Origin of the sequence: Streptomyces sp. NPDC006197, assembly GCF_040613865.1 — a bacterium.
In the GTDB taxonomy this organism is placed as follows: Bacteria; Actinomycetota; Actinomycetes; order Streptomycetales; family Streptomycetaceae; genus Streptomyces.
Window position 1 is genome coordinate 1 of sequence record NZ_JBEXSZ010000108.1, and the last position, 22,535, is coordinate 22,535.

General features: G+C 71.3%; 22 protein-coding genes and 5 tRNA genes. 20 read left to right on the forward strand and 7 right to left on the reverse strand.

Translation table 11 applies throughout. The features are described 5' to 3' along the window. Positions 1-2,403, reverse strand: a 2,403-nt coding sequence (locus ABZ318_RS27910) for a nitrate- and nitrite sensing domain-containing protein (RefSeq protein ID WP_356905237.1), incomplete at its 3' end; no start/stop codon positions are given. A gap of 566 nt (positions 2,404-2,969) precedes the next feature. Between ABZ318_RS27910 and ABZ318_RS27915 the strand changes: the two genes are divergently transcribed. The 9 genes from ABZ318_RS27915 (at position 2,970) to ABZ318_RS27955 (ending at position 6,989) form a co-directional block, all read left to right on the forward strand. Continuing rightward, complete coding sequence (locus ABZ318_RS27915) at positions 2,970-3,173, forward strand: hypothetical protein (protein ID WP_356905238.1); 204 nt, start codon at positions 2,970-2,972, stop codon at positions 3,171-3,173. A gap of 151 nt (positions 3,174-3,324) precedes the next feature. After that, positions 3,325-4,110: a fumarylacetoacetate hydrolase family protein gene (locus ABZ318_RS27920; RefSeq protein WP_356905239.1), complete on the forward strand. Its 786-nt coding sequence runs from the start codon at positions 3,325-3,327 to the stop codon at positions 4,108-4,110. Beyond that, entirely contained in the window at positions 4,103-5,578 is a 1,476-nt protein-coding gene (gltX, locus tag ABZ318_RS27925) for a glutamate--tRNA ligase (protein ID WP_356905240.1), read from the forward strand. Before ABZ318_RS27920 ends, gltX begins: the two co-directional genes overlap by 8 nt. A 67-nt stretch (positions 5,579-5,645) precedes the next feature. Further along, positions 5,646-6,368, forward strand: coding sequence for an HAD family hydrolase (locus ABZ318_RS27930; protein ID WP_356905241.1), 723 nt, complete (start codon positions 5,646-5,648; stop codon positions 6,366-6,368). A 95-nt stretch (positions 6,369-6,463) separates the two neighbouring features. Continuing rightward, positions 6,464-6,535, forward strand: a tRNA-Gln gene (locus tag ABZ318_RS27935). Between the two features lie 39 nt (positions 6,536-6,574). Further along, positions 6,575-6,647: transfer RNA gene (locus ABZ318_RS27940), tRNA-Glu, on the forward strand. 61 nt (positions 6,648-6,708) lie between these two features. Next, positions 6,709-6,784: transfer RNA gene (locus ABZ318_RS27945), tRNA-Glu, on the forward strand. Positions 6,785-6,802: 18 nt separating this feature from the next. Continuing rightward, positions 6,803-6,874, forward strand: a tRNA-Gln gene (locus tag ABZ318_RS27950). Between the two features lie 42 nt (positions 6,875-6,916). Next, positions 6,917-6,989 (forward strand) — tRNA-Glu (locus ABZ318_RS27955). Positions 6,990-7,114: 125 nt separating this feature from the next. Here ABZ318_RS27955 and ndgR read toward each other — a convergent pair. Beyond that, positions 7,115-7,831, reverse strand: coding sequence for an IclR family transcriptional regulator NdgR (gene ndgR / locus ABZ318_RS27960; RefSeq protein WP_005311436.1), 717 nt, complete (start codon positions 7,829-7,831; stop codon positions 7,115-7,117). Between the two features lie 140 nt (positions 7,832-7,971). On the opposite strand from ndgR, the gene leuC reads away from it, so the two are divergent. The 4 genes from leuC (at position 7,972) to ABZ318_RS27980 (ending at position 11,182) form a co-directional block, all read left to right on the forward strand. Continuing rightward, positions 7,972-9,396: a 3-isopropylmalate dehydratase large subunit gene (leuC, locus tag ABZ318_RS27965; protein ID WP_030690682.1), complete on the forward strand. Its 1,425-nt coding sequence runs from the start codon at positions 7,972-7,974 to the stop codon at positions 9,394-9,396. A gap of 6 nt (positions 9,397-9,402) precedes the next feature. Continuing rightward, positions 9,403-9,996, forward strand: coding sequence for a 3-isopropylmalate dehydratase small subunit (gene leuD, locus ABZ318_RS27970; protein ID WP_356905242.1), 594 nt, complete (start codon positions 9,403-9,405; stop codon positions 9,994-9,996). A 104-nt stretch (positions 9,997-10,100) separates the two neighbouring features. Further along, a complete protein-coding gene (locus ABZ318_RS27975) occupies positions 10,101-10,328 on the forward strand; it encodes a hypothetical protein (protein WP_015036430.1) in 228 nt (75 codons plus the stop codon). A gap of 143 nt (positions 10,329-10,471) precedes the next feature. Next, on the forward strand, positions 10,472-11,182 hold the full coding sequence (locus ABZ318_RS27980) for an HU family DNA-binding protein (RefSeq protein ID WP_356905243.1): 711 nt from the start codon (positions 10,472-10,474) through the stop codon (positions 11,180-11,182). 125 nt (positions 11,183-11,307) lie between these two features. On the opposite strand, the gene ABZ318_RS27985 is transcribed toward ABZ318_RS27980, so the two are convergent. Together ABZ318_RS27985 and cofC are read right to left on the reverse strand one after the other, a co-directional pair. After that, on the reverse strand, positions 11,308-11,517 hold the full coding sequence (locus ABZ318_RS27985; protein ID WP_356905244.1) for a hypothetical protein: 210 nt from the start codon (positions 11,515-11,517) through the stop codon (positions 11,308-11,310). Between the two features lie 10 nt (positions 11,518-11,527). Beyond that, positions 11,528-12,193, reverse strand: coding sequence for a 2-phospho-L-lactate guanylyltransferase (gene cofC, locus ABZ318_RS27990; protein ID WP_356905245.1), 666 nt, complete (start codon positions 12,191-12,193; stop codon positions 11,528-11,530). A gap of 126 nt (positions 12,194-12,319) precedes the next feature. Here cofC and ABZ318_RS27995 point away from each other — a divergent pair, with 126 nt between their 5' ends. From ABZ318_RS27995 to ABZ318_RS28005, 3 genes are all read left to right on the forward strand, one after another. Then, a complete protein-coding gene (locus tag ABZ318_RS27995; protein ID WP_356905246.1) occupies positions 12,320-13,081 on the forward strand; it encodes a lysophospholipid acyltransferase family protein in 762 nt (253 codons plus the stop codon). Continuing rightward, positions 13,078-14,079: an NAD(P)H-dependent glycerol-3-phosphate dehydrogenase gene (locus ABZ318_RS28000; RefSeq protein ID WP_356905247.1), complete on the forward strand. Its 1,002-nt coding sequence runs from the start codon at positions 13,078-13,080 to the stop codon at positions 14,077-14,079. Before ABZ318_RS27995 ends, ABZ318_RS28000 begins: the two co-directional genes overlap by 4 nt. 80 nt (positions 14,080-14,159) lie before the next feature. Further along, entirely contained in the window at positions 14,160-15,299 is a 1,140-nt protein-coding gene (locus ABZ318_RS28005) for a D-alanine--D-alanine ligase family protein (RefSeq protein WP_356905248.1), read from the forward strand. A 31-nt stretch (positions 15,300-15,330) separates the two neighbouring features. Here ABZ318_RS28005 and ABZ318_RS28010 read toward each other — a convergent pair whose 3' ends face one another. Together ABZ318_RS28010 and ABZ318_RS28015 are read right to left on the reverse strand one after the other, a co-directional pair. Then, entirely contained in the window at positions 15,331-15,828 is a 498-nt protein-coding gene (locus tag ABZ318_RS28010) for a DUF3515 domain-containing protein (protein ID WP_356905249.1), read from the reverse strand. Positions 15,829-15,848: 20 nt separating this feature from the next. Continuing rightward, complete coding sequence (locus tag ABZ318_RS28015; protein WP_017947604.1) at positions 15,849-16,082, reverse strand: Lrp/AsnC ligand binding domain-containing protein; 234 nt, start codon at positions 16,080-16,082, stop codon at positions 15,849-15,851. Between the two features lie 233 nt (positions 16,083-16,315). Here ABZ318_RS28015 and ABZ318_RS28020 point away from each other — a divergent pair, with 233 nt between their 5' ends. After that, complete coding sequence (locus ABZ318_RS28020; RefSeq protein ID WP_116158650.1) at positions 16,316-17,278, forward strand: thiamine-phosphate kinase; 963 nt, start codon at positions 16,316-16,318, stop codon at positions 17,276-17,278. Next, a complete protein-coding gene (gene thiD / locus ABZ318_RS28025) occupies positions 17,275-18,069 on the forward strand; it encodes a bifunctional hydroxymethylpyrimidine kinase/phosphomethylpyrimidine kinase (RefSeq protein ID WP_356905250.1) in 795 nt (264 codons plus the stop codon). The genes ABZ318_RS28020 and thiD overlap by 4 nt, the downstream gene beginning before the upstream one ends. 113 nt (positions 18,070-18,182) lie before the next feature. Here the strand turns inward: thiD and rpmB are convergent, their stop codons facing one another. Further along, positions 18,183-18,368, reverse strand: a complete 186-nt coding sequence (gene rpmB, locus ABZ318_RS28030) for a 50S ribosomal protein L28 (RefSeq protein ID WP_003957616.1) — start codon at positions 18,366-18,368, stop codon at positions 18,183-18,185. Between the two features lie 237 nt (positions 18,369-18,605). Here rpmB and ABZ318_RS28035 point away from each other — a divergent pair, with 237 nt between their 5' ends. Then, positions 18,606-20,261 (forward strand): DAK2 domain-containing protein, encoded by a 1,656-nt coding sequence (locus ABZ318_RS28035; protein ID WP_356905251.1) that lies wholly within the window; start codon positions 18,606-18,608, stop codon positions 20,259-20,261. Positions 20,262-20,320: 59 nt separating this feature from the next. Continuing rightward, positions 20,321-22,513, forward strand: coding sequence for an ATP-dependent DNA helicase RecG (gene recG / locus ABZ318_RS28040; RefSeq protein ID WP_356905252.1), 2,193 nt, complete (start codon positions 20,321-20,323; stop codon positions 22,511-22,513). Positions 22,514-22,535: the final 22 nt, after the last annotated feature.

Here is a 22,535-nt window from a genome sequence, read left to right on the forward strand (position 1 = left end):
GGCCCGGGGACCGCTCGCACCGACCTGACCGCGCGCGGCACCGGCACCGGCGCCGAGGCGGCCGGCCGCCGAGGACGGGGCACCGCCCTGGCCCGGACGTCCGCCGCCGGGACCACCGGCCGCGCCGGGGCCGCCGGGGAGACGGCCGCCGGGGGCCGAGGCGCCCTGCGGCATCGCGCCCTGACCGCCCGCGCCCGGCTTGGGCATGGGCTTCTTGCCGCCCTGGGCGACGTCGACGGGGAGCATGACGAGCGCGGTGGTGCCGCCCGAGTCGGACGGGCGCAGCTGGATCCGGATGCCGTGTCGCAGGGACAGGCGGCCGACCACGAACAGACCCATGCGGCGGGAGACGGAGACGTCCACGGTGGGCGGCGAGGCGAGCCGCTCGTTGATCGCGGCGAGGTCCTCGGGGGAGAGGCCGATGCCGGTGTCGTGGATCTCGACGAGCACGCGGCCGTCGGGCAGGGCGTGACCGGTGACCCGGACCTTGGTCTGCGGGGAGGAGAACGAGGTGGCGTTCTCGAGCAGCTCGGCGAGGAGGTGCACGAGGTCGTTGACGACGCGGCCGGCGACCTCGGTCGCGGGGACCGCGGCCAGTTCGATGCGCTCGTACTGCTCCACCTCGGAGGCGGCGGCACGGAGGACGTCGACCAGCGGGACCGGACGGGTCCAGCGACGGCCCGGCTCCTCGCCGGCGAGGACGAGGAGGTTCTCGCCGTTCCGGCGCATACGGGTCGCGAGGTGGTCGAGCTTGAACAGCGAGGAGAGCTGGTCCGGGTCGGCCTCGCGGGACTCCAGCTCGGAGATGAGCGAGAGCTGGCGCTGGATGAGGCCCTGGGAACGGCGCGAGAGGTTGGTGAACATCGCGTTGACGTTGCCCCGGAGGAGGGCCTGCTCGGCGGCGAGGCGGACCGCCTCGCGGTGCACGTCGTCGAAGGCCGCGGCCACCTGGCCGATCTCGTCGCGGGAGTGCACACCGACGGACTCGACGGAGGTGTCGACGTCCTGCGGGTCGGACTCGGAGAGCTGCTTGACGAGCTCGGGCAGGCGGTCCTGGGCGACCTTGGTCGCGGTGTCCTGCAGCCGGCGCAGCGAGCGGATCATGGACCGGGCCACGACGAAGGCGCCGATGAGCGAGACGCCGAGGACGAGGAGGATCAGGGCACCGTTGATGATGGCGTCGCGCTGCGACTCCTGCTTCAGCTCACGGGCCATCGTCTCCATGTCGCCGAGCAGACCCGCCTCGATGCGGTTCATGGCGGAGATCTTGGTGCTGTACTCGTCGGTGAAGTTCAGGTAGCCGCGCTTGTTGGGGCTGTCCGGCATCGCGTTGTCCGCGTTCAGCACGCGCTCGGCGTACTTGTTCGCGGCGTTGATCGACGGGTCGCCGCTGTTCAGCGCCTCGGTCCGCTCGGCGGCGTCGCCGCCGGTCGACTCGTAGATCGCCTGGAAGGACTTGAGCTCGACGCCCTCACTGTTGAGGGCGGCCTCGCCGTAGAGGCGGTCGCCCTGCTGGAGCTTGCCGGAGGTCCGGTCGCTCGCGGGAAGCGCGGCCGCGATGATCGCCTGCTGGATGGAGGCGTACTCCTTGGCGGACGAGAACGCGGCGAGCGCGCGGGTCCGCTTGATCATCTCGGGGTTGCTGGTCGCCTGCGCCATGTCCTGGGACAGGCTGAGGAGCGAGCGGATGAGGCGGCTGTACGCCTCGACCGTCACCGAGTGCGAGACGCCCTTCTCGTAGGCGCTGCTCCGAATGGAGTGGAGCTCGGTGACCTGCGAGGCGATCTGGCTGACGTTCTGGCGGATGCTGCGCAGCGCCTCGTCGCCCTCGGTGGCCGGGATGTCCTCGGTGGCCTCCAGGAAGGCCTTGTACTCGCGGTCCGTCTTCCGGCGCGGGTTGGCGACCTGGTAGTCGCTGGCCGGGCGGCCGTTGGCCAGCGGGCCGGCGGACAGGTCGCGCTCGGCCTGCAGGGCCTGGGCCAGGCCCGTGGCCTCTCGGGTCAGCTTGGTGAGCAGCTGCATGTGGTCGAGCTGCTCCATGTCCTGGAGCGAGTCGCTGATGCGGATGCCGCCCAGGGTGGTCGCCGCGACCACGGGGAGGGTGAGGAGCGCGACGAGGCGCGTGGAGATGCGCCAGTTGCGCAGGGCTATTCGGGGGCCGACCTCGTTCTCGGCCCGGGCCTTGGGGGCGGTGGCGGACGGCTCGGCGGACGTGGCCGCGGCGCTCGCGCGCCTGCCGCCCTCACCGCCGTCGCCGGACGGTCCCTGACCCTGGTTCGGGGTGTGCGGGGCCGAGGGACCGCGGTCGGTCCCGGCACGCGGTTCCTGCTCCGCCGGAGCATCCGCTCGGCCCTGGCGGGCCTGGGGAGACCCCGAGCCATCCCTCTTGAAACGTCCCTGCACTAGCGTCGCAACCTCTGGACCAGGCGTCCTTCCGGATGAACGGAGAGGACGGTGTCGGCGTCGATCGGGGTGCGTGGGCACCCCAGGTGGTCGTCGGTGACCGGCGCAGTTCCCCCTTTCCCGCCACTCGGCCGGCGCTGCGTTGCGCCCCTGCGCGCCGGCTTGAAACCCGCGGCGGTGCGTGGAATTCCAGCACAGTGCCGGATCTCCAACAAGGGCCGCGTGTCGTGGCGGGAGGGGCATGACAACGCGTGCACGGTGTGTCACCCCATGTAGAAGATGATCACGGAGGATTCGGACTTTTCCGCCCCAATGGCCGGGCATCCCCGTGTGTCCCAGTCGACATGATCAGGAGCGGAATAGCTCATTCAATGGGGGAATGTCCCTTTCCGTGGTGACCGGGGACGGTCCGTAATGCCCGGAATGTAACGCGTGTGGTGAGCAAACTCACACCCAAATCGATGTCTCAGCCATGCATTCGAAGGGAATCGCATGTTTAGCCTGACGCTTTACACCCCTTCGCGCCCGTACGGGCGCCTCTCCCGGAACAAGGTCTGATCACCGCGATGAAGACGACGACGCTCCGCACCACGGCCAACCCCCGCCGTTCCACCCTCGTCCACCTCTCGGACGCCGCAGAGCTCGGCCGGGGCGCCCAGCCGGAGTACTCGGTGGAGCTGCCCGGCAACACGGCCAACCCGCGCCGCACCATCCTGATGCAGGCCCCCGCCCCCTACGAGCCCCAGCCGTACGCCTCCGCGACGCGCTAGCGCCCCGGGGACGCCAGGGCCCGTCCCCCGGACCGGGCCCGCCCCCGGCTCCCCGCATCGGCGCCGGTGATATCGCCGGTCGGCCGCCCCTCGCCGCGTTAGCCTGGAGCGTCAGACTCCAGCCAGTACCAAGTGAGGGGCGACAGCACTCGTGCGCATCGCCAGATTCTCCATCGACGGCAATGTGGCCTTCGGCGCCGTCGAGGGCGAGGGAACCGTCGAGTCCGGCGGCCTCGTCCTCGACATCATCAAGGGCATCCCGTACACCGACTTCGAGCTCAGCGGCACCAAGGTCCCGCTGAGCAAGGTACGGCTCCTGCCGCCCGTGCTCCCCAACAAGGTCGTGGCCATCGGCCGCAACTACGCCGAGCACGCCGCCGAACTCGGCAACGAGGTCCCCGACGTCCCCGTCGCCTTCTTCAAGCCCACCACCTCGGTGATCGGCCCCGGCGACGCCATCGAGTACCCCTCCTTCTCCAACGAGCTGCACCACGAGGCCGAACTGGCCGTGGTGATCGGCCGCATGTGCCGAGAGGTGCCCCGGGAGCGCGTCAAGGACGTGATCTTCGGCTACACCTGCGCCAACGACGTGACCGCCCGCGACGCCCAGCAGCGCGAGAAGCAGTGGGCCCGCGCCAAGGGCTTCGACACGAGTTGCCCCCTGGGCCCCTGGGTGGAGACCGACCTCGACCCGAGCGACCTGACCGTCCAGGCCACGGTCAACGGCGAACAGCGCCAGCTCGGTCGTACGAGCGACATGATCCGCTCCATCGAGGACCTGGTCGTCCACATCACCGAGGCCATGACGCTGCTCCCCGGCGACGTCATCCTCACCGGCACCCCCGCCGGAGTCGGCCCCCTCAACGTCGGCGACGAGGTCGCCGTCACCATCGAAGGCATCGGCACTCTCACCAATAAGGTGATCAAGCGTGGCTAACGCGAACATCCGCGTCCGTTTCTGTCCCTCGCCGACCGGCAACCCCCACGTGGGCCTGGTCCGCACCGCCCTCTTCAACTGGGCCTTCGCCCGGCACAACCAGGGCACCATGGTCTTCCGCATCGAGGACACCGACGCTGCGCGCGACTCCGAGGAGTCGTACAACCAGCTCCTCGACTCGCTGAAGTGGCTCGGCCTCGACTGGGACGAGGGCCCGGAGGTGGGCGGCCCCCACGAGCCGTACCGCCAGTCGCAGCGGATGGACATCTACAAGGACGTCGCCGACAAGCTGCTCGCCGGCGGCTACGCGTACCACTGCTTCTGCACCGCCGTGGAGCTGGAGGCCCGTCGTGACGCCGCCCGCCTGGCCGGCAAGCCCTCCGGCTACGACGGCACCTGCCGCAACCTGAGCGACGAGCGCATCGAGCGCTACCGCGCCGAGGGCCGCGAGTCGATCGTCCGCTTCAAGATGCCGGACGAGCCGATCACCTTCACCGACCTGGTCCGCGGCGAGCTCACCTTCACCCCGGACAACGTCCCGGACTACGGCATCCTCCGGGCCAACGGCGCCCCGCTCTACACCCTGGTCAACCCGGTCGACGACGCCCTGATGGAGATCACCCACGTCCTGCGCGGCGAGGACCTGCTCTCCTCCACCCCGCGCCAGATCGCGCTCTACAAGGCGCTGATCGAGCTGGGCGTCGCCAAGGAGATCCCCTCCTTCGGCCACCTGCCGTACGTGATGGGCGAGGGCAACAAGAAGCTCTCCAAGCGCGACCCGCAGGCCTCCCTCAACCTCTACCGGGAGCGCGGCTTCCTCCCCTCGGGCCTGCTGAACTACCTGTCGCTCCTCGGCTGGTCCTTCTCGGCCGACCGGGACCTCTTCACCGTCCCCGAGATGGTCGAGAAGTTCGACATCGCCGACGTCAACGCCAACCCGGCGCGCTTCGACCTCAAGAAGGCCGAGTCGATCAACGCCGACCACATCCGGATGCTGAACGTGAAGGCCTTCGCCGAGGCCTGCGAGCCCTGGCTCCGGGCCCCGCACGCCCCCTGGGCGCCGGAGGACTTCGACCAGGCCGCCTGGGAGGCCATCGCGCCGCACGCCCAGACCCGCCTGACCGTCCTCTCGGACATCACCGCCAACGTGGACTTCCTCTTCCTGCCCGAGCCGGTCTTCGACCAGCCCTCGTGGGACAAGGCCATGAAGGGCGAGCCCGCGGCCCTGCTCACCACGGCCCGCGAGAAGCTCGAAGCGGCCGACTGGAGCGACCCCGAGTCCCTCAAGAACGCCGTCCTGGCCGCCGGCGAGGCCCACGGCCTCAAGCTCGGCAAGGCGCAGGCCCCGGTCCGCGTCGCCGTCACCGGCCGCACGGTCGGCCTGCCGCTCTTCGAGTCCCTGGAGATCCTGGGCAAGGAGAAGACCCTGGCCCGCATCGACGCGACCCTGGCGAAGCTCGCCGGCTGATCCGCGCCGTACGACTACGCACCGGTACCCCCGTCCCGCGCCCGCGGGCGGGGGTACCGTCGTCTCCATGGCCATCCGCGCGGTGCTCTGGGACATCGACGACACGATCTTCGACTACGCGAGCGCGGACCGGACCGGGATGCGGGCGCATCTCGCCGCCGAAGGGCTGCTGGACGCCTGGGGTTCCGTCGAGGAGGCCCTGCGGCGCTGGAAGGAGCTCACGGAGCTGCACTGGCGCCGGTTCGAGGCCGAGGGCGGGGACTTCCGGGACCAGCGGCGCGGCCGGGTGCGGGACTTCCTCGGGCGGCCGGCGCTCACCGCCGCCGAGGCCGACGACTGGTTCGACCGGTACGTGGTCCACTACGAGGCCGCCTGGGAGCTCTTCCCCGACACCGTGCCCGTCCTCGACCTGCTGGCCCGGGACTACCGCCACGGAGTGCTGTCCAACTCCAGCATCCACAACCAGGAGCACAAGCTCCGGACGCTGGGCGTACGGGACCGCTTCGAGGCCGTGGTGTGCGCAGCCGAGCTGGGGGTGGCCAAGCCGGCCCCGGAGGCCTTCCACGCCGCCTGCACCGCCCTTGACCTGCGCCCCCACCAGGTGGCGTACGTCGGGGACCAGCCGGACATCGATGCCCGGGGCGCCGTGGAGGCGGGCCTGAGGGGGATCTGGCTGGACCGCGCGGGGACCGGCGGGAGACCCGAGCTGACCCGGATCACCGACCTCCGTCAGCTGCCCGCGCTGCTGCGTGCGGATACGCGTTTTGGAGCACCGTCCACCTTCGGGTAATGTTCTTTCTGCGCCGAGGGGAACGGGCCGAAAGGCCGGAAAGCCCCGGAAGCGCAAGCCGAGCGGGATCCCTTCTCGAAGTGATCAAGTTCCGGTGGCCTATGGTGTAATTGGCAGCACGACTGATTCTGGTTCAGTTAGTCTTGGTTCGAGTCCAGGTAGGCCAGCTCGCAGAGCTCATCTGCACCTGTGGATGGCATCCACAAGCCCCCGTTGTGTAGCGGCCTAGCACGCCGCCCTCTCAAGGCGGTAGCGCCGGTTCGAATCCGGTCGGGGGTACAGATCCTTCCCGCGTGATCACCTGGGTAGCTCCCTGTGATCTCGATGCAGGATCGCTAGGGCCCCCGTTGTGTAGCGGCCTAGCACGCCGCCCTCTCAAGGCGGTAGCGCCGGTTCGAATCCGGTCGGGGGTACCAACTGGTCTAAACCACCAGTGGCCTATGGTGTAATTGGCAGCACGACTGATTCTGGTTCAGTTAGTCTTGGTTCGAGTCCAGGTAGGCCAGCGCAGTAAATCCAGGCGATCCGTCGCGTGGACGCAAGATCTTGCCCCCGTTGTGTAGCGGCCTAGCACGCCGCCCTCTCAAGGCGGTAGCGCCGGTTCGAATCCGGTCGGGGGTACAAGACGAAGAAGCCCTTCCCTTCGGGGGAGGGCTTCTTCGCTGTTCGGCATCGCGCGCACAACTCCGGCCCACCGCTGCGGCGTTGGAGCGGTGGGCCGGAAACGTACAGGTGAAGAGGGAAGATCAGCCGTTGCGGCGGAGCGCCTCGGAGAGACGGGCGGCGGCGTCGATGACCGCCTGGGCGTGCATACGGCCCGGGTGGCGCGTCAGACGCTCGATGGGACCCGAGACCGAGACGGCGGCCACCACGCGGTTCGAGGGGCCGCGTACGGGCGCGGAGACGGACGCCACGCCCGGCTCCCGCTCGCCGATCGACTGGGCCCAGCCGCGGCGCCGTACGCCCGACAGGGCCGTCGCCGTGAAGCGGGCGCCCTGGAGGCCGCGGTGCAGCCGCTCGGGCTCCTCCCAGGCCATCAGGATCTGCGCGGACGAGCCGGCCTTCATGGTCAGCGTCGAGCCGACCGGGACGGTGTCCCGCAGACCCGAGAGCCGCTCGGCCGCCGCCACGCAGATGCGCATGTCGCCCTGGCGCCGGTAGAGCTGGGCGCTCTCGCCGGTGACGTCGCGCAGATGCGTCAGAACGGGGCCCGCGGTCGCGAGCAGGCGGTCCTCGCCGGCCGCGGCGGCGAGCTCCGCCAGGCGCGGTCCGAGGATGAACCGGCCCTGCATGTCGCGCGCCACCATCCGGTGGTGTTCCAGTGCCACGGCGAGACGATGTGCCGTGGGTCGTGCGAGTCCCGTCGCCGCGACCAGTCCTGCGAGGGTGGCCGGACCGGACTCCAGGGCGCTCAGGACAAGGGCTGCCTTGTCGAGAACGCCTACGCCGCTAGAGTTGTCCATGCAACGATATTCGCGTCTCACTCTGTGAAACGCAAGTTCAATTTTTCTCGGAACCTGTGACCCTGGTGATGCGGCCGCACAACGGCCCGCGAAACGGGTCTCTAGTTGTGTCGGCGTAGACGTCGGCCGGAGGGAAAGCGATGGGTAGGACACTCGCGGAGAAGGTCTGGGACGACCACGTCGTCCGGCGCGCCGAGGGCGAGCCCGACCTCCTCTTCATCGATCTGCACCTGCTGCACGAGGTGACCAGCCCCCAGGCCTTCGACGGTCTCCGGCAGAACGGCCGGCAGGTGCGGCGCCTCGACCTCACCATCGCCACCGAGGACCACAACACTCCGACCCTCGACATCGACAAGCCGATCGCCGACCCGGTCTCCCGCGCCCAGCTGGAGACCCTCCGCAAGAACTGTGCCGAATTCGGCGTCCGGCTGCACCCGCTCGGCGACGTCGAGCAGGGCGTCGTCCACGTCGTGGGCCCCCAGCTGGGCCTGACCCAGCCCGGCACCACCGTGGTCTGCGGCGACTCGCACACCTCCACGCACGGCGCCTTCGGCGCGCTGGCCTTCGGCATCGGCACCAGCCAGGTGGAGCACGTGCTCGCCACCCAGACGCTGCCGCTGGCCCGCCCCAAGACCATGGCGATCACGGTCGACGGCGAGCTGCCCGAGGACGTCACCGCCAAGGACCTGATCCTGGCGATCATCGCGAAGATCGGCACCGGCGGCGGCCAGGGCTACATCCTGGAGTACCGCGGCTCCGCCATCGAGAAGCTCTCGATGGAGGCCCGGATGACCATCTGCAACATGTCGATCGAGGCCGGCGCCCGCGCGGGCATGATCGCCCCCGACGAGACCACCTTCGCCTACCTGAAGGGCCGCGCCCATGCCCCCGAGGGCGAGGACTGGGACGCCGCCGTCGCGTACTGGAAGACCCTGAAGTCCGACGAGGACGCGGTCTTCGACGCCGAGGTCGTCATCGACGCCGCCGCGCTGGCGCCGTTCGTCACCTGGGGCACCAACCCGGGCCAGGGCGCGCCGCTTTCGGCGAACGTCCCCGACCCGGCTTCGTACGAAGACGCTTCGGAGCGCCTCGCCGCCGAAAAGGCCCTGGAGTACATGGGGTTGACCGCCGGGCAGCCGCTGCGCGACATCAAGGTCGACACCGTCTTCGTAGGCTCCTGCACCAACGGCCGCATCGAGGACCTGCGCAACGCGGCCTCCCTCCTGGAGGGCCGCAAGGTCGCCGACGGCGTCCGCATGCTGGTCGTCCCCGGCTCGGTCCGGGTCGCCCTGCAGGCCGTCGAGGAGGGCCTGGACAAGGTCTTCAAGGAGGCCGGCGCCGAATGGCGGCACGCGGGCTGCTCGATGTGCCTGGGCATGAACCCCGACCAACTGGCCCCCGGTGAGCGCTCCGCGTCCACCTCCAACCGCAACTTCGAGGGCCGGCAGGGCAAGGGCGGCCGCACCCACCTGGTCTCCCCCCAGGTCGCCGCCGCCACCGCCGTCCTGGGCCACCTGGCCTCCCCGGCCGATCTGTCCGACGTCGCCACCACCGCGGGGGTCTGAGGAACCATGGAAGCTTTCACCACGCACACCGGCCGGGCCGTCCCGCTGCGCCGCAGCAACGTCGACACCGACCAGATCATCCCGGCGCACTGGCTGAAGAAGGTCACCCGCGACGGCTTCGAGGACGGCCTCTTCGAGGCCTGGCGCAAGGACTCCGAGTTCGTCCTCAACCGCCCCGAGCGGCAGGGCGCCACGGTCCTGGTCGCCGGCCCCGACTTCGGCACCGGCTCCTCCCGCGAGCACGCCGTCTGGGCGCTCCAGAACTACGGCTTCCAGGCGGTCATCTCCTCCCGCTTCGCCGACATCTTCCGCGGCAACTCGCTGAAGAACGGCCTGCTGACCGTCGTCCTCCCGCAGGAGACGGTGGACGCCCTCTGGGAGCTGACCGAGGCCGACCCGACCGCCGAGGTCACCGTCGACCTGGAGGCCCGCAAGGTCCTGGCCGCCGGGATCGAGGCCGACTTCGAGCTCGACGAGAACGCCCGCTGGCGACTGCTCAACGGCCTCGACGACATCAGCCTCACCCTTCAGAACGAAGCGGACATCGCTGCCTACGAGGCTGCTCGACCGGCCTTCAAGCCCCGTACAATTACGGTCTGAGCAGCGCTTTTCCAAGACTGCGCCCCCCACCGACCGGTGGGGGGCGCAGTCGCTTGTTGAGACCCCGTCGGGCGACAACTCGCCCTAGATGGCACAATCTGTGCATGGAACGCGACAGCCAACTCGAGCTCTACGAGGCAGTCGCCGCCCGATTGAAGGAAGCGCACACAAGGGTGCGCTCACTGCAAGTCCCGGAGGGCGTAAGGATGGCGCTGTCCCGGAAGCTGCTGGTCGTCACGGCAGCGGCGAAGCACGATCTCAAGGACGCGGCCACGCGTCTCGACCGGTTGATGAAGGACCTCGATGAGGGCCGATTCCCAGAGGACGACTGACACCAGGAACTCCGCAACGGAACTTCCGCGTTGCGGCACTAGGGTGATTAGACCGTTTCGTGTTTGATTTGCGGTATATACATGCCTAACGTGCGAAAAAGCTTGAACACTTTCGTTCTGGCAATGTCTCCGAAGGGGAAGACGTGAACAAGGCGCAGCTCGTAGAAGCGATTGCCGACAAGATGGGCGGTCGTCAGCAGGCCGCCGAAGCCGTCGACCACGTGCTCGACGCCATCGTGCGTGCCGTGGTGGCCGGTGACCGGGTCTCGGTCACCGGTTTCGGCTCGTTCGAGAAGGTCGACCGGCCGGCCCGCTACGCCCGCAACCCGCAGACGGGTGAGCGCGTCCGGGTCAAGAAGACCTCCGTCCCGCGCTTCCGTGCAGGTCAGGGCTTCAAGGACCTGGTCAGCGGCTCGAAGAAGCTCCCCAAGGGCGGCGAGGTCTCCGTCAAGAAGGCCCCCAAGGGCAGCCTCACCGGTGGCGCCTCCGCGACCGTGAAGAAGGCCGCCGCCAAGAAGGCCACCACCGCCAAGAAGGCCGCCGCGAAGAAGGCGACCCCGGCGAAGAAGGCCACCACGGCCGCGACGAAGAAGACCACCGCCGCCGCCAAGAAGACCACCACGGCCGCCACCGCGAAGAAGGCGACGCCCGCGAAGAAGACCACGACGGGCGCGGCGAAGAAGACCACCGCCGCCGCCAAGAAGACCACCACGGCCGCCACCGCGAAGAAGGCGACCAAGGCCACCGCCAAGAAGACCGCGCCGGCCGCGAAGAAGGCCACGGCGACGAAGGCGCCCGCCAAGAAGACGACGGCGCGCAAGACGACCGCCAAGAAGACCGCCGCCAAGAAGTAGGACGCGCGGTACCGACCCGCCGGGCCGGGCTCCCCTCCGGGAGCCCGGCCCGCGGCGCGTCCGAACGCCCGATCAGGCGTCCCGGAAGGTCTGGTCAAGCGTCCCGGAAGGTCTGATCGGGCGTCTCAGAAGGTCTGCAGCGTCACCAGGGTGATCCGGAGCCCCGCGCCCGACGTGCCGGGCTCGGCCTCGATCCGCACCCGCTGCCCCGGCCGCAGCAACCGCAGCCCGCCCGCCTCGAAGGCCTCCGCCCCGAACTCCACGGGGGTGCCGTCGTCGAGCAGCACACTGCCGCTGCGGGTCTCGGGGTCGTACATGAACGCGGTCGCCTGCATGGACCGCAGCCTATCCGGCCGCCATCGCCCACCGGGCGGCCGTCCGCGGACCGAGCCCCAGCGCCAGCGCCGCCGCCAGATCCTCCCCGGTGTCCACGTCCCGGCGTACGGAATCCACCCCGGCGAGCCGGATTTCGGCCGCCCCCGAAGACAAATGCCGCAGCCTCGACGCGCCCCCGAATGCCGGTTCCAATTCCGCCCCCGGCGCCGCCGAGAGGAATGTCGTACCTATTTCGGCGGCATCCGCGAGAAATGCCCTCGGAAAATTTCCGGCCGCGTCCAGGACCCGGGTCAGCTCCGCGGGCCGCAGCGCCGGGAGGTCCGCGTTGAGCGCCGCCACGCGCGCGTGCGGCCGCCCGGAACGCACGGCCCGCGCCCCGTGCGCCAGCGCCGCGTTGAGCCCCGCCGCCGGAAAGTCCGGCACGATCCGGGCCCCCAGCGCCGCGAGCGCCGCGCCGGCCACCGGATCGTCCGTGACGACCGCCACATCCCGCACGCGCGCGCAGTTCAGCACCGCCTCCACGGTGTCCTCGGCGAACGCCAGCGCGAGCCGGGGACGCAGCCACGCGCCCGCCGCGGCCGCCAGCCTGCTCTTGGCCAGGGCGAGGGGCTTCAGGGGGACGACCAGGGACCAGCCGTCGTCGGCGCCGGTGCGCATCGGGGGCAGCGTCTTCATCGGGGCCATTCTGTCCCGCCCACGCGGTCCACCGGAGGTCCCGGGGCGTACGGTGTCACTCGACAGACCAGGAGCATGGGGCGACACTTGACCCCCTGCCAGCCAGTCCCGGAGAAAGGTGTCCGAGTGCCCCGCCGCAGAATCGGCTTCTGGTACCGCCTCGCGGCGGTCATCGCCAAACCCCCCCTGGTGGTTCTGTTCAAGCGGGACTGGCGCGGTATGGAGCACATTCCGGCCGACGGCGGTTTCATCACCGCGGTCAACCACAACTCCTACCTGGACCCGCTGTCCTACGCGCACTACCAGTACAACACCGGCCGGGTCCCGCGCTTCCTCGCCAAGGCCGGACTCTTCAAGGGCGGCTTCGTCGCCATGATGCTCCGCAACACCGGCCAGATCCCCGTCTACCGCGAGACGACCAACGCGCTCGACGCCTTCCGCGCCGCCGTCGACGCCATCGAGCGCGGCGAGTGCGTCGCCTTCTACCCGGAGGGCACCCTCACCCGCGACCCCGAGATGTGGCCCATGGCCGGCAAGACCGGCGCCGCCCGCGTCGCGCTGATGACCCGGGTCCCCGTCATCCCGGTGGCCCAGTGGGGCGCCAACCTCGCGATGCCGCCGTACGCCAAGGAGAACAAGCTCCGCCTGTTCCCCCGCAAGACGCTGATCGTGCAGGCGGGACCGCCCGTCGACCTCTCCCGCTTCGACGGCCTGGAGCCGACGCCCGAGGTCCTGCGCGAGGCCACCGAGGTCATCATGGCCGCCATCACCGCCCTCCTGGAGGAGGTCCGCGGCGAGAAGGCGCCCGCCGAGCCGTACGACCACCGCAAGGCCCGCCTGGAGCAGCGCCGCAAGGCCGCCGAGGCCGCCGGGGAGGGCACCAAGTGACCAAGGCAGCCGTCTTCGGCAACGGATCCTGGGGCACCGCCTTCGCCATGGTGCTCGCCGACGCGGGCTGCGAGGTGAGCCTCTGGGGCCGCCGCGCCGAACTCGCCAAGGAGATCAACGCCGGCCGGGTCAACCCCGACTACCTGCCGGGCGTCGAACTCCCGCGGGGCATCACGGCCACCGCGGACCCGGCCGAGGCCGCCGCGGACGCCGACTTCACCGTCCTCGTCGTCCCCTCCCAGACCCTGCGCGGCAACCTCGCCGCCTGGCGGCCGGTGCTCGCCCCCGACACCGTCCTCGTCTCCCTGATGAAGGGCGTCGAACTCGGCACCGCCAAGCGGATGAGCGAGGTGATCACCGAGGTCGCCGACGTGCCCGCCGACCGCGTGGCCGTCCTCACCGGCCCCAACCTGGCCAAGGAGATCGCCGCCCGGCAGCCCGCCGCCGCCGTCGTCGCCTGCTCCGACGAGACGGTCGCCCAGCGACTCCAGACCGCCTGCATGACCCCGTACTTCCGCCCGTACACCAACACCGACGTGGTGGGCTGCGAACTCGGCGGCGCCGTCAAGAACGTCATCGGCCTCGCCGTCGGCATCGCCAACGGCATGGGCCTCGGCGACAACTCCAAGGCCACGCTCATCACCCGCGGCCTCGCCGAGACCACCCGCCTCGGCCTCGCCATGGGCGCCGACCCGCTCACCTTCTCCGGCCTCGCGGGCCTCGGCGACCTCGTCGCCACCTGCTCCTCGCCGCTCTCCCGGAACAACACCTTCGGCACCAACCTCGGCCGGGGAATGACCCTCCAGGAGACCATCGCGGCCACCAAGCAGACCGCCGAGGGCGTCAAGTCCTGCGAGTCCGTGCTCGATCTGGCCCGCCGCCACGGCGTCGACATGCCCATCACCGAGACCGTCGTCTCGATCGTCCACGACGGAAAGCCGCCCGTCGTCGCCCTCAAGGAGCTCATGTCGCGCTCGGCCAAGCCCGAACGCCGCTGAGCCCGGCCGTGTGAGCCGTACGCGCGCGTGCGAGCGGGGCGCTCAGCAGTTCGGGAGCCGCAAGGTACGCTCATCGCGATATGAGCGAGAACACCCAGAGCCCCCGCAAGCCGCGCGTGGCCGTCGTCTTCGGCGGCCGCAGCTCCGAGCACGCCATCTCCGTCGTCACGGCGGGCGCCGTCCTGAGCGCCATCGACCGGGACAAGTACGACGTGCTGCCCATCGGCATCACGACGGACGGGCGCTGGGCGCTCACCGCCGACGCCCCCGAGCGGATGGCCATCACCGACCGGAAGCTGCCCGACGTCGCCGAACTGGCCGAGTCCGAGGAGGGCGGCGTCGTCCTCTCCGTCGACCCCGCCAACCGCGAGGTCGTCCTCACCGAGCCGGGACAGGTCCCCAAGGCCCTCGGCGAGGTCGACGTGGTCTTCCCCGTGCTCCACGGCCCCTACGGCGAGGACGGCACCCTCCAGGGCCTCCTGGAGCTCTCCGGCGTCCCCTACGTCGGCGCGGGCGTCCTCGCCTCCGCCGTCGGCCAGGACAAGGAGTACATGAAGCGGGTCTTCGTCTCCTTCGGCCTCCCCGTCGGCCCGTACGAGGTCATCCGGCCGCGCGAGTGGGAGCAGAGCCCCGCCGCCGCCCGCAAGAAGATCGTCGAGTTCGCCGCCGAGCACGGCTGGCCGCTCTTCGTGAAGCCGGCCCGCGGCGGCTCCTCCATGGGCATCACCAAGGTCGACGACCTCTCCGGCCTGGACGGGGCCATCGAGGAGGCCCGCCGCCACGACCCCAAGATCCTCGTCGAGTCGCTGCTGCGCGGCCGCGAGATCGAGTGCGGCGTCCTGGAGTTCGAGGACGGCCCGCGCGCCAGCGTCCCGGCCGAGATCCCGCCGGTCACCGACCACGACTTCTACGACTTCGAGGCCAAGTACATCGACTCGGCCTCCGGCATCGTGCCCGCCCCCATCGGGGACGAGGCCACCGCCGAGGTCCAGCGCCTCGCCGTCGCCGCCTACGAGGCCGTGTCCTGCGAGGGCCTGGTCCGCGCCGACTTCTTCCTCACCGAGGACGGCGACTTCGTCATCAACGAGATCAACACCATGCCGGGCTTCACGCCCATCTCCATGTACCCGCGCATGTGGCAGGAGAGCGGCGTGAGCTACCCCGAGCTCGTCGACCGGCTCGTCCAGGCCGCGCTGACCCGCTCCACGGGCCTGCGCTAGACGAACCGGGGCCGGGGGTGCCGGGGCGCGGTCACCCGCACGCCGGCTCCAGGGCGCACGGGACGGTCCGCTCCACGGGTCCCGCGAGATCCGTGAGCGGGCCGACGTCGTGCGCGTACCGCTCGTCCAGCGTCACCTCGACGTACGTCCTGCGGTACACCGAGGTGAAACGGGGCCCGTCGCCCTCGCGCTGCTCCAGCATCCAGCGCACGCCGTTCGCGGAGACGCCCTGCGACTTCGGGTCGCTCATCTTTTCGGGCCGGGGGACCCCGCAGCGCAGTACGATCGCACCGTCACCCCACCCGGCGGTCAACTCGGAGCCGGGCTCCGGGTCACTCCGCGCCAGACCCGCCACGGTGTCGGGAAGCTCCTTCGCCAGCGCCTGGCAGAAGGCGGCCTCCTCCGCCGGCGGGCTCGGGACCACGACGGACGCCGCGGCGTCCGGTGAGGAACAGCCGGCGGCGGCCGACAGCAGGACGGCGGCCGCGACGGCGGCGGGCAGGCCGAAGGGCCGGTGGGAAGACGTCACCGGCCAAGCGTAGACGGGGGCTACAGATGAACGACCGGGCAGGTGAGGGTGCGCGTGATGCCGTCCACTTGCTGGACCTTGGCGACCACCATGCGGCCCAGCTCGTCGACGGTGTCCGCCTGCGCGCGCACGATCACGTCGTACGGTCCTGTGACGTCTTCTGCCTGGATGACCCCCGGGATCTTGGAGATGGTGTCGGCGACGGTCGACGCCTTGCCCACCTCGGTCTGGATGAGGATGTACGCCTGAACCACGGAACCTCCAGGGCGACCACGAGGATCTTGTGGGAGAAAGGGACGCCACGGTACCGCGTCGCCGCGGGCCACGGGGAGACCCGCGCGTCCGGAGGCGCTCGGGGTGTGGCGTACGCAGGACAGAAGTTGACGGTCTACTTGACGGTACCCAGCACGGTGACGGCCCGCGACCCACGGCGCGCCCAGACGCGCCCCCGCCCGCCGGCCGGCACGAAGACACGAGGTGAGACGCGGTGAAGGGCACAGTAGGAGAGCTGGGAGAGTTCGGGCTCATCAGAGAGCTCACGTCCCGGCTCACCTCCACCCCGGCGGTACGGATCGGGCCCGGCGACGACGCCGCGGTCGTCTCCGCCCCCGACCGGCGCGTGGTGGCCAGCACGGACATCCTGCTCGAAGGACGTCACTTCCGCCGCGACTGGTCGACGGCCTACGACGTCGGCCGCAAGGCCGCCGCGCAGAACCTCGCCGACATCGCCGCCATGGGCGCGGTCCCCACCGCGCTCCTCCTCGGCCTCGTCGTCCCCGCCGAACTCCCCGTCACCTGGCCCACGGAACTCATGGACGGGCTGCGCGACGAATGTCAGGTCGCGGGCGCCGCGGTGGTCGGCGGCGACGTCGTCCGCGGCGACACGATCATGGTCTCCATCACCGCCCTCGGTGACCTCCGCAACCACGACCCGGTCACCCGCGGCGGCGCCCAGCCCGGCGACGTCGTCGCCTACACCGGCTGGCTCGGCTGGTCCGCCGCCGGATACGCGGTCCTCTCCCGCGGCTTCCGCTCCCCGCGCGCCTTCGTCGAGGCCCACCGCAGGCCCGAACCGCCGTACCACGCGGGACCGGCCGCCGCCGGGCTCGGCGCCACCGCCATGTGCGACGTCAGCGACGGCCTCATCGCCGACCTCGGGCACATCGCCGAGGCCAGCAAGGTCCGCATCGACCTGCGCTCGGGACTCATCGACATCCCGACCCAGATGAACGACATCGGCCAGGCCGTCGGCGTCGATCCCATGCAGTGGGTGCTCACCGGGGGAGAGGACCACGCCATCGTGGCCACCTTCCCGCCGGACGTGAAGCTGCCCGCCCGCTGGAAGGTCATCGGAGAGGTCCTCCACCCCTCGGCGCTGCCGCAGGTCACCGTGGACGGCGCGCCCTGGCACAGCGTGGGCGGCTGGGACCACTTCGGAGAGACGGAGTGAATCCCCCCCTGGTCCTCACCGTCGCCGGATCCGACTCCGGCGGCGGTGCCGGCATCCAGGCCGACCTGAAGACGATGCTCGCGCTCGGCGTCCACGGCATGAGCGTGCTCACCGCCGTCACCGCCCAGAACTCCCGGGGCGTCCAGGGCGTCTGGGAGCTCCCCGTGGAGGCCGTGCGCGCCCAGTACCGGGCCGTCGTCGACGACATCGGCGTCCAGGCCGTGAAGACCGGCATGCTCGCCTCCGCCGCACTCGTGGAGACCGTCGCCGAACTCCTCGCGGACACCGGCGCCCCCGTCGTCGTCGACCCGGTCGGCGTCTCCAAGCACGGCGACCCGCTGCTCGCGGAGACCGCGCTCGACTCCGTACGCCGACGGCTGCTGCCCGGGGCGACCGTCGCCACGCCGAACCTGGACGAGGTGGCGCAGCTCACGGGCGTGCACGTCGTGTACGAGAGCGACATGCGGACCGCGGCCGAGGCGGTCCTGTCGTACGGACCGCGCTGGGTCCTGATCAAGGGCGGGCACCTGCCCACCGGTCGGGAGGCCGTGGACCTGCTCACGGACGGCACCGAGGAGCACTGGCTGCGCGCCCCGCGCCACGACAACCGGCACACCCACGGGACGGGCTGCACGCTCGCCTCGGCGATCGCCTCCGGGCTCGCCAAGGGCCTGGCGGTGCCGGAGGCGGTGCGGCAGGCGAAGGAGTACGTGACGGGGGCCATCGCCGACGGCTTCGCCCTGGGCGCGGGCATCGGGCCGGTCGACCACGGCTGGCGCTTCCGGGCCTGAGGGGTCCTACCGGTCTCCGGGCATGTTTCCGGGCATGGCAAGAGGCCGGTCCACCGAGGTGGACCGGCCTCTCAAGGCAACCGCAGGGGCTGCGCTACGACGGAACGTCGCAATTAGCGCGAGACCTTGCCGGCCTTGATGCACGAGGTGCAGACGTTGAGCCGCTTCGGCGTCCGACCGACCACGGCACGCACGCGCTGGATGTTCGGGTTCCAGCGACGGGACGTACGGCGGTGCGAGTGCGAAATGTTGTTGCCGAAGCCCGGCCCCTTGCCGCAGACGTCGCAGTTGGCAGCCACGGGTCACTCCAAAGACTTCAGATTTACAGTGAAATCCGGCGCACCGGAATCAGGAGTCTGAAGTGGCTTGCCGGGGAACGGCCCGGTTTGAACCGGGCAACCGAAGCAGCATACAACGCCTGCCTCGGTGGAACGAAACTACCACGGTCTCCGCGGACCTCGCCCCGGGCCCAGGTCACGAGCGGGCCACCCCGGGTCTACCCTGCGGTGAGCTCACCGCCGAAGGAGGACCCCCCGTTGTCGCGAGCCCTTCAGCCTGACGAGGAGCTCGTCGAGCTCGACGCCGAAGCGGTCCGGACCTGGTGCGCACGGGCCCTCGACGCCCTCGGACGGGAGCGCGAGGAGATCGACGCGATCAACGTCTACCCGGTCGCGGACGGGGACACCGGCACCAACCTGTACCTGACGGCCGAGGCCGCCTGCCAGGCCGTCGAAGCCGTCTTCGCCGCCTCCGCCCCCGACACCGCCGAGACCGTACGGGCCATGGCCCACGGCGCCCTGCTCGGCGCCCGGGGCAACTCCGGCACCATCCTCGCCCAGCTCCTGCGCGGCATGGCCGCCGTCCTCGCCGAAGGACGTGACGGTGATCACCTCGCCCGCGCCCTGGCCGAGGCGGCCGCCGCCGCCCGGCAGGCCGTCGCCCACCCCGTGGAGGGCACCGTCCTCACCGTGGCCGCGGCGGCCGCCGCGGGCTGCGCGGGCGGCGGCACCCTCCTGGAGGTCGCCACCCGGGCCCACGACGGGGCCAGGACCGCCCTGGAGGCGACCCCCGGCCAGCTCGCCGTCCTCGGCCGGGCCGGGGTCGTGGACGCCGGCGGACGCGGCCTGGTCGCCGTCCTCGGAGCGCTCGTCGAGACCGTGGGCGGCCGGACGCCGGACCCCGCGGAGACCGCGACGAGCGGGGTGCGGATCCTCGGGGACGTACGGGCCGTACCGGCCGCCCATGCCCTGACCTGCGACGGCGAGGCCGGGCCCGCCTACGAGGTGATCTACCTCCTGGAGGCCGAGGACGCCGCCGTGGAGCTGCTGCGGGCCCGGCTCGACGCCCTCGGCGACTCCCTCGTCGTCGTCGGCGGCGACGGGCTGTGGAACGTCCACGTCCACGTCGACGACGCGGGCGCCGCCGTCGAGGCCGGCGTCGAGGCCGGCCGGCCCCACCGCATCCGCATCACCCACTTCGCGGCCGACGCGGCGGCCGCGAAGCCGACCGGCGCCGGACGCGCGGAACGCGCCCAGCGCGCCGTCGTCGCCGTCGTCCCCGGCGAGGGCCTCGCCGGACTCTGCGCCGAGGCCGGCGCCACCACCGTCCGCAGCAGGCCCGGCGAACCGCCCGCCGACGACGAACTCCTGGAGGCGATCCGACGGGCCCACGCGCGCGAGGTCGTCCTCCTGCCCAACGACACCGAACTGCGCCAGACCGCGGCCGCCGCCGCCGAACGAGCCAGGGCCGAGGGCATCCGCGTCGCCCTCATCCCGACCCGGGCCGCCGTCCAGGGCATCGCCGCCCTCGCCGTCCACGAACCCGACCGGCGCTTCGACGAGGACGTCGTCGCCATGACGGCCGCCGCCGGAGCCACCCGCTACGCCGAACTCGCCGTCGCCGAACGCCGCTCCTTCACCTCGGCCGGCGTCTGCCAGGCCGGCGACGTCCTCGGCCTCATCGAGGGCGACGTCGCCGTCATCGGCAAGGACCTGACCGAGACCGCCCGCACCGTCCTGGACCGCATGCTCTCGGCCGGCGGCGAACTCGTCACCCTCGTCGTCGCCGACGACACCCCGCCCGGACTCGCCCCCGACCTGGAGGGCCACGTCCGGCGCGGCTACCTGGCCGTCGACACCACCACGTACCACGCGGGCGCGGGGGCACCGCCCCTGCTCATCGGAGTGGAATAGGCCCCGAACCCGACGGTCGTCCACAGGCTTCGGCACGACTGTCGGTCCCGTGGTCTTCAATGGAGGACGTGCCCGCGCTCGACGAACCACTCAAGAAGGCCCTCGGCCCCGCCACCGCCAAGGTCATGGCCGAGGCGCTCGACCTGCACACGGTCGGGGACCTCCTCCACCACTACCCCCGCCGGTACGCCGAGCGCGGGGAGCTGACCACCCTCTCCGACCTCCCGCTCGACGAGCACGTCACGGTGGTCGCACAGGTCGCCGACGCCCGGGTGCTGACCTTCAACGGCTCCAAGGGGCGCGGCCAGCGCCTCGAGGTGACCATCACCGACGGCAGCGGCCGGGTGCAGCTGGTCTTCTTCGGCAAGGGCGTCCACAAGCCGCACAAGGACCTGCTGCCCGGCACCCGCGCGATGTTCGCCGGCAAGGCCTCGCTCTTCAACCGGCGCCTCCAGCTCGCCCACCCCTCCTACGAGTTGCTCCGCGGCGACGCCGACGAGGCCGTGGACACATGGGCGGGAGCCCTCATCCCGATCTACCCGGCCACCGCCAAGCTGGAGTCCTGGAAGATCGCCAAGGCCGTCGACGCCGTCCTGCCCAGCGCCGGTGACGCCGTCGACCCGCTGCCGCCCGCCCTGCGCGAGGGCCGCGGCCTCACCGAGCTGCCCGACGCCCTGCGGATGATCCACCGCCCCCGTACCAAAGCGGACATCGCCGACGCCCGCCAGCGGCTCAAGTGGGACGAGGCCTTCGTCCTCCAGGTCGCCCTCGCCCGCCGCCGGCACGCCGACACCCAACTGCCCGCCGTCGCCCGGCGACCGGCCCCCGACGGCATCCTCGACGCCTTCGACGCCAAGCTGCCCTTCACCCTCACCGACGGCCAGACGAAGGTCTCCCAGGAGATCTTCGACGACCTCGCCACCGAACACCCCATGCACCGCCTCCTCCAGGGCGAGGTCGGAAGCGGGAAGACGATGGTCGCGCTGCGCGCCATGCTCGCCGTCGTCGACTCCGGCGGGCAGGCCGCGATGCTCGCCCCCACCGAGGTCCTCGCCCAGCAGCACCACCGCTCCGTCACCGAGATGATGGGCGAGCTCGCCGAAGGGGGCATGCTCGGCGGCGCCGAGCGCGCCACCAAGGTCGTCCTGCTCACCGGCTCCATGGGCGCCGCCGCCCGCCGCCAGGCCCTGCTCGACCTGGTCACCGGCGAGGCCGGCATCGTCATCGGCACGCACGCGCTGATCGAGGACAAGGTCCAGTTCCACGACCTCGGCCTGGTCGTCGTCGACGAGCAGCACCGCTTCGGCGTCGAGCAGCGCGACGCGCTGCGCGGCAAGGGCAAGCAGCCCCCGCACCTCCTCGTCATGACCGCCACCCCCATCCCGCGCACGGTCGCCATGACCGTCTTCGGCGACCTGGAGACCTCCGTACTCGACCAGCTGCCCGCCGGCCGCTCGCCGATCGCCAGCCACGTCGTCCCCGCCGCCGACAAGCCGCACTTCCTCGCGCGCGCGTGGGAGCGGGTCCGCGAGGAGGTGGGGAACGGACACCAGGCGTACGTCGTCTGCCCCCGCATCGGCGACGAGGAGGACCAGAAGAAGAAGGCCAAGGCGTCCCCCGAGGACGAGGCCGAGAAGCGCCCGCCGCTCGCCGTCCTCGACGTCGCCGAGAAGCTCCGCACCGGCCCCCTCGCGGGCCTGCGGATCGCCGTCCTGCACGGCCGCATGCACCCGGACGACAAGGACGACGTCATGCGCCGCTTCGCCGCGGGCGAGCTCGACGTCCTCGTCGCCACCACGGTCATCGAGGTCGGCGTCAACGTGCCCAACGCCACCGCCATGGTGATCATGGACGCCGACCGCTTCGGCGTCTCCCAGCTCCACCAGCTGCGCGGCCGCGTCGGCCGGGGCTCCGCCCCCGGTCTCTGCCTCCTCGTCAGCGAGATGCCCGAGGCGAGCCCCGCCCGGCAGCGGCTGAACGCCGTCGCCACCACCCTCGACGGCTTCGAGCTCTCCCGCATCGACCTCGAACAGCGGCGCGAGGGCGACGTCCTCGGCCAGGCCCAGTCCGGCGTCCGCTCCTCCCTGCGGGTGCTCGCCGTCATCGAGGACGAGGAGGTCATCGCCGCCGCCCGGGAGGAGGCCACCGCCCTCGTCCTCGCCGACCCCGACCTCTCCGGCCACCCCGGCCTGCGCACCGCGCTCGACGCCCTGCTCAGCGAGGAGCGGGAGGAGTACCTGGAGAAGGGCTGAGCGGCCCGCCGCGGCCATATCC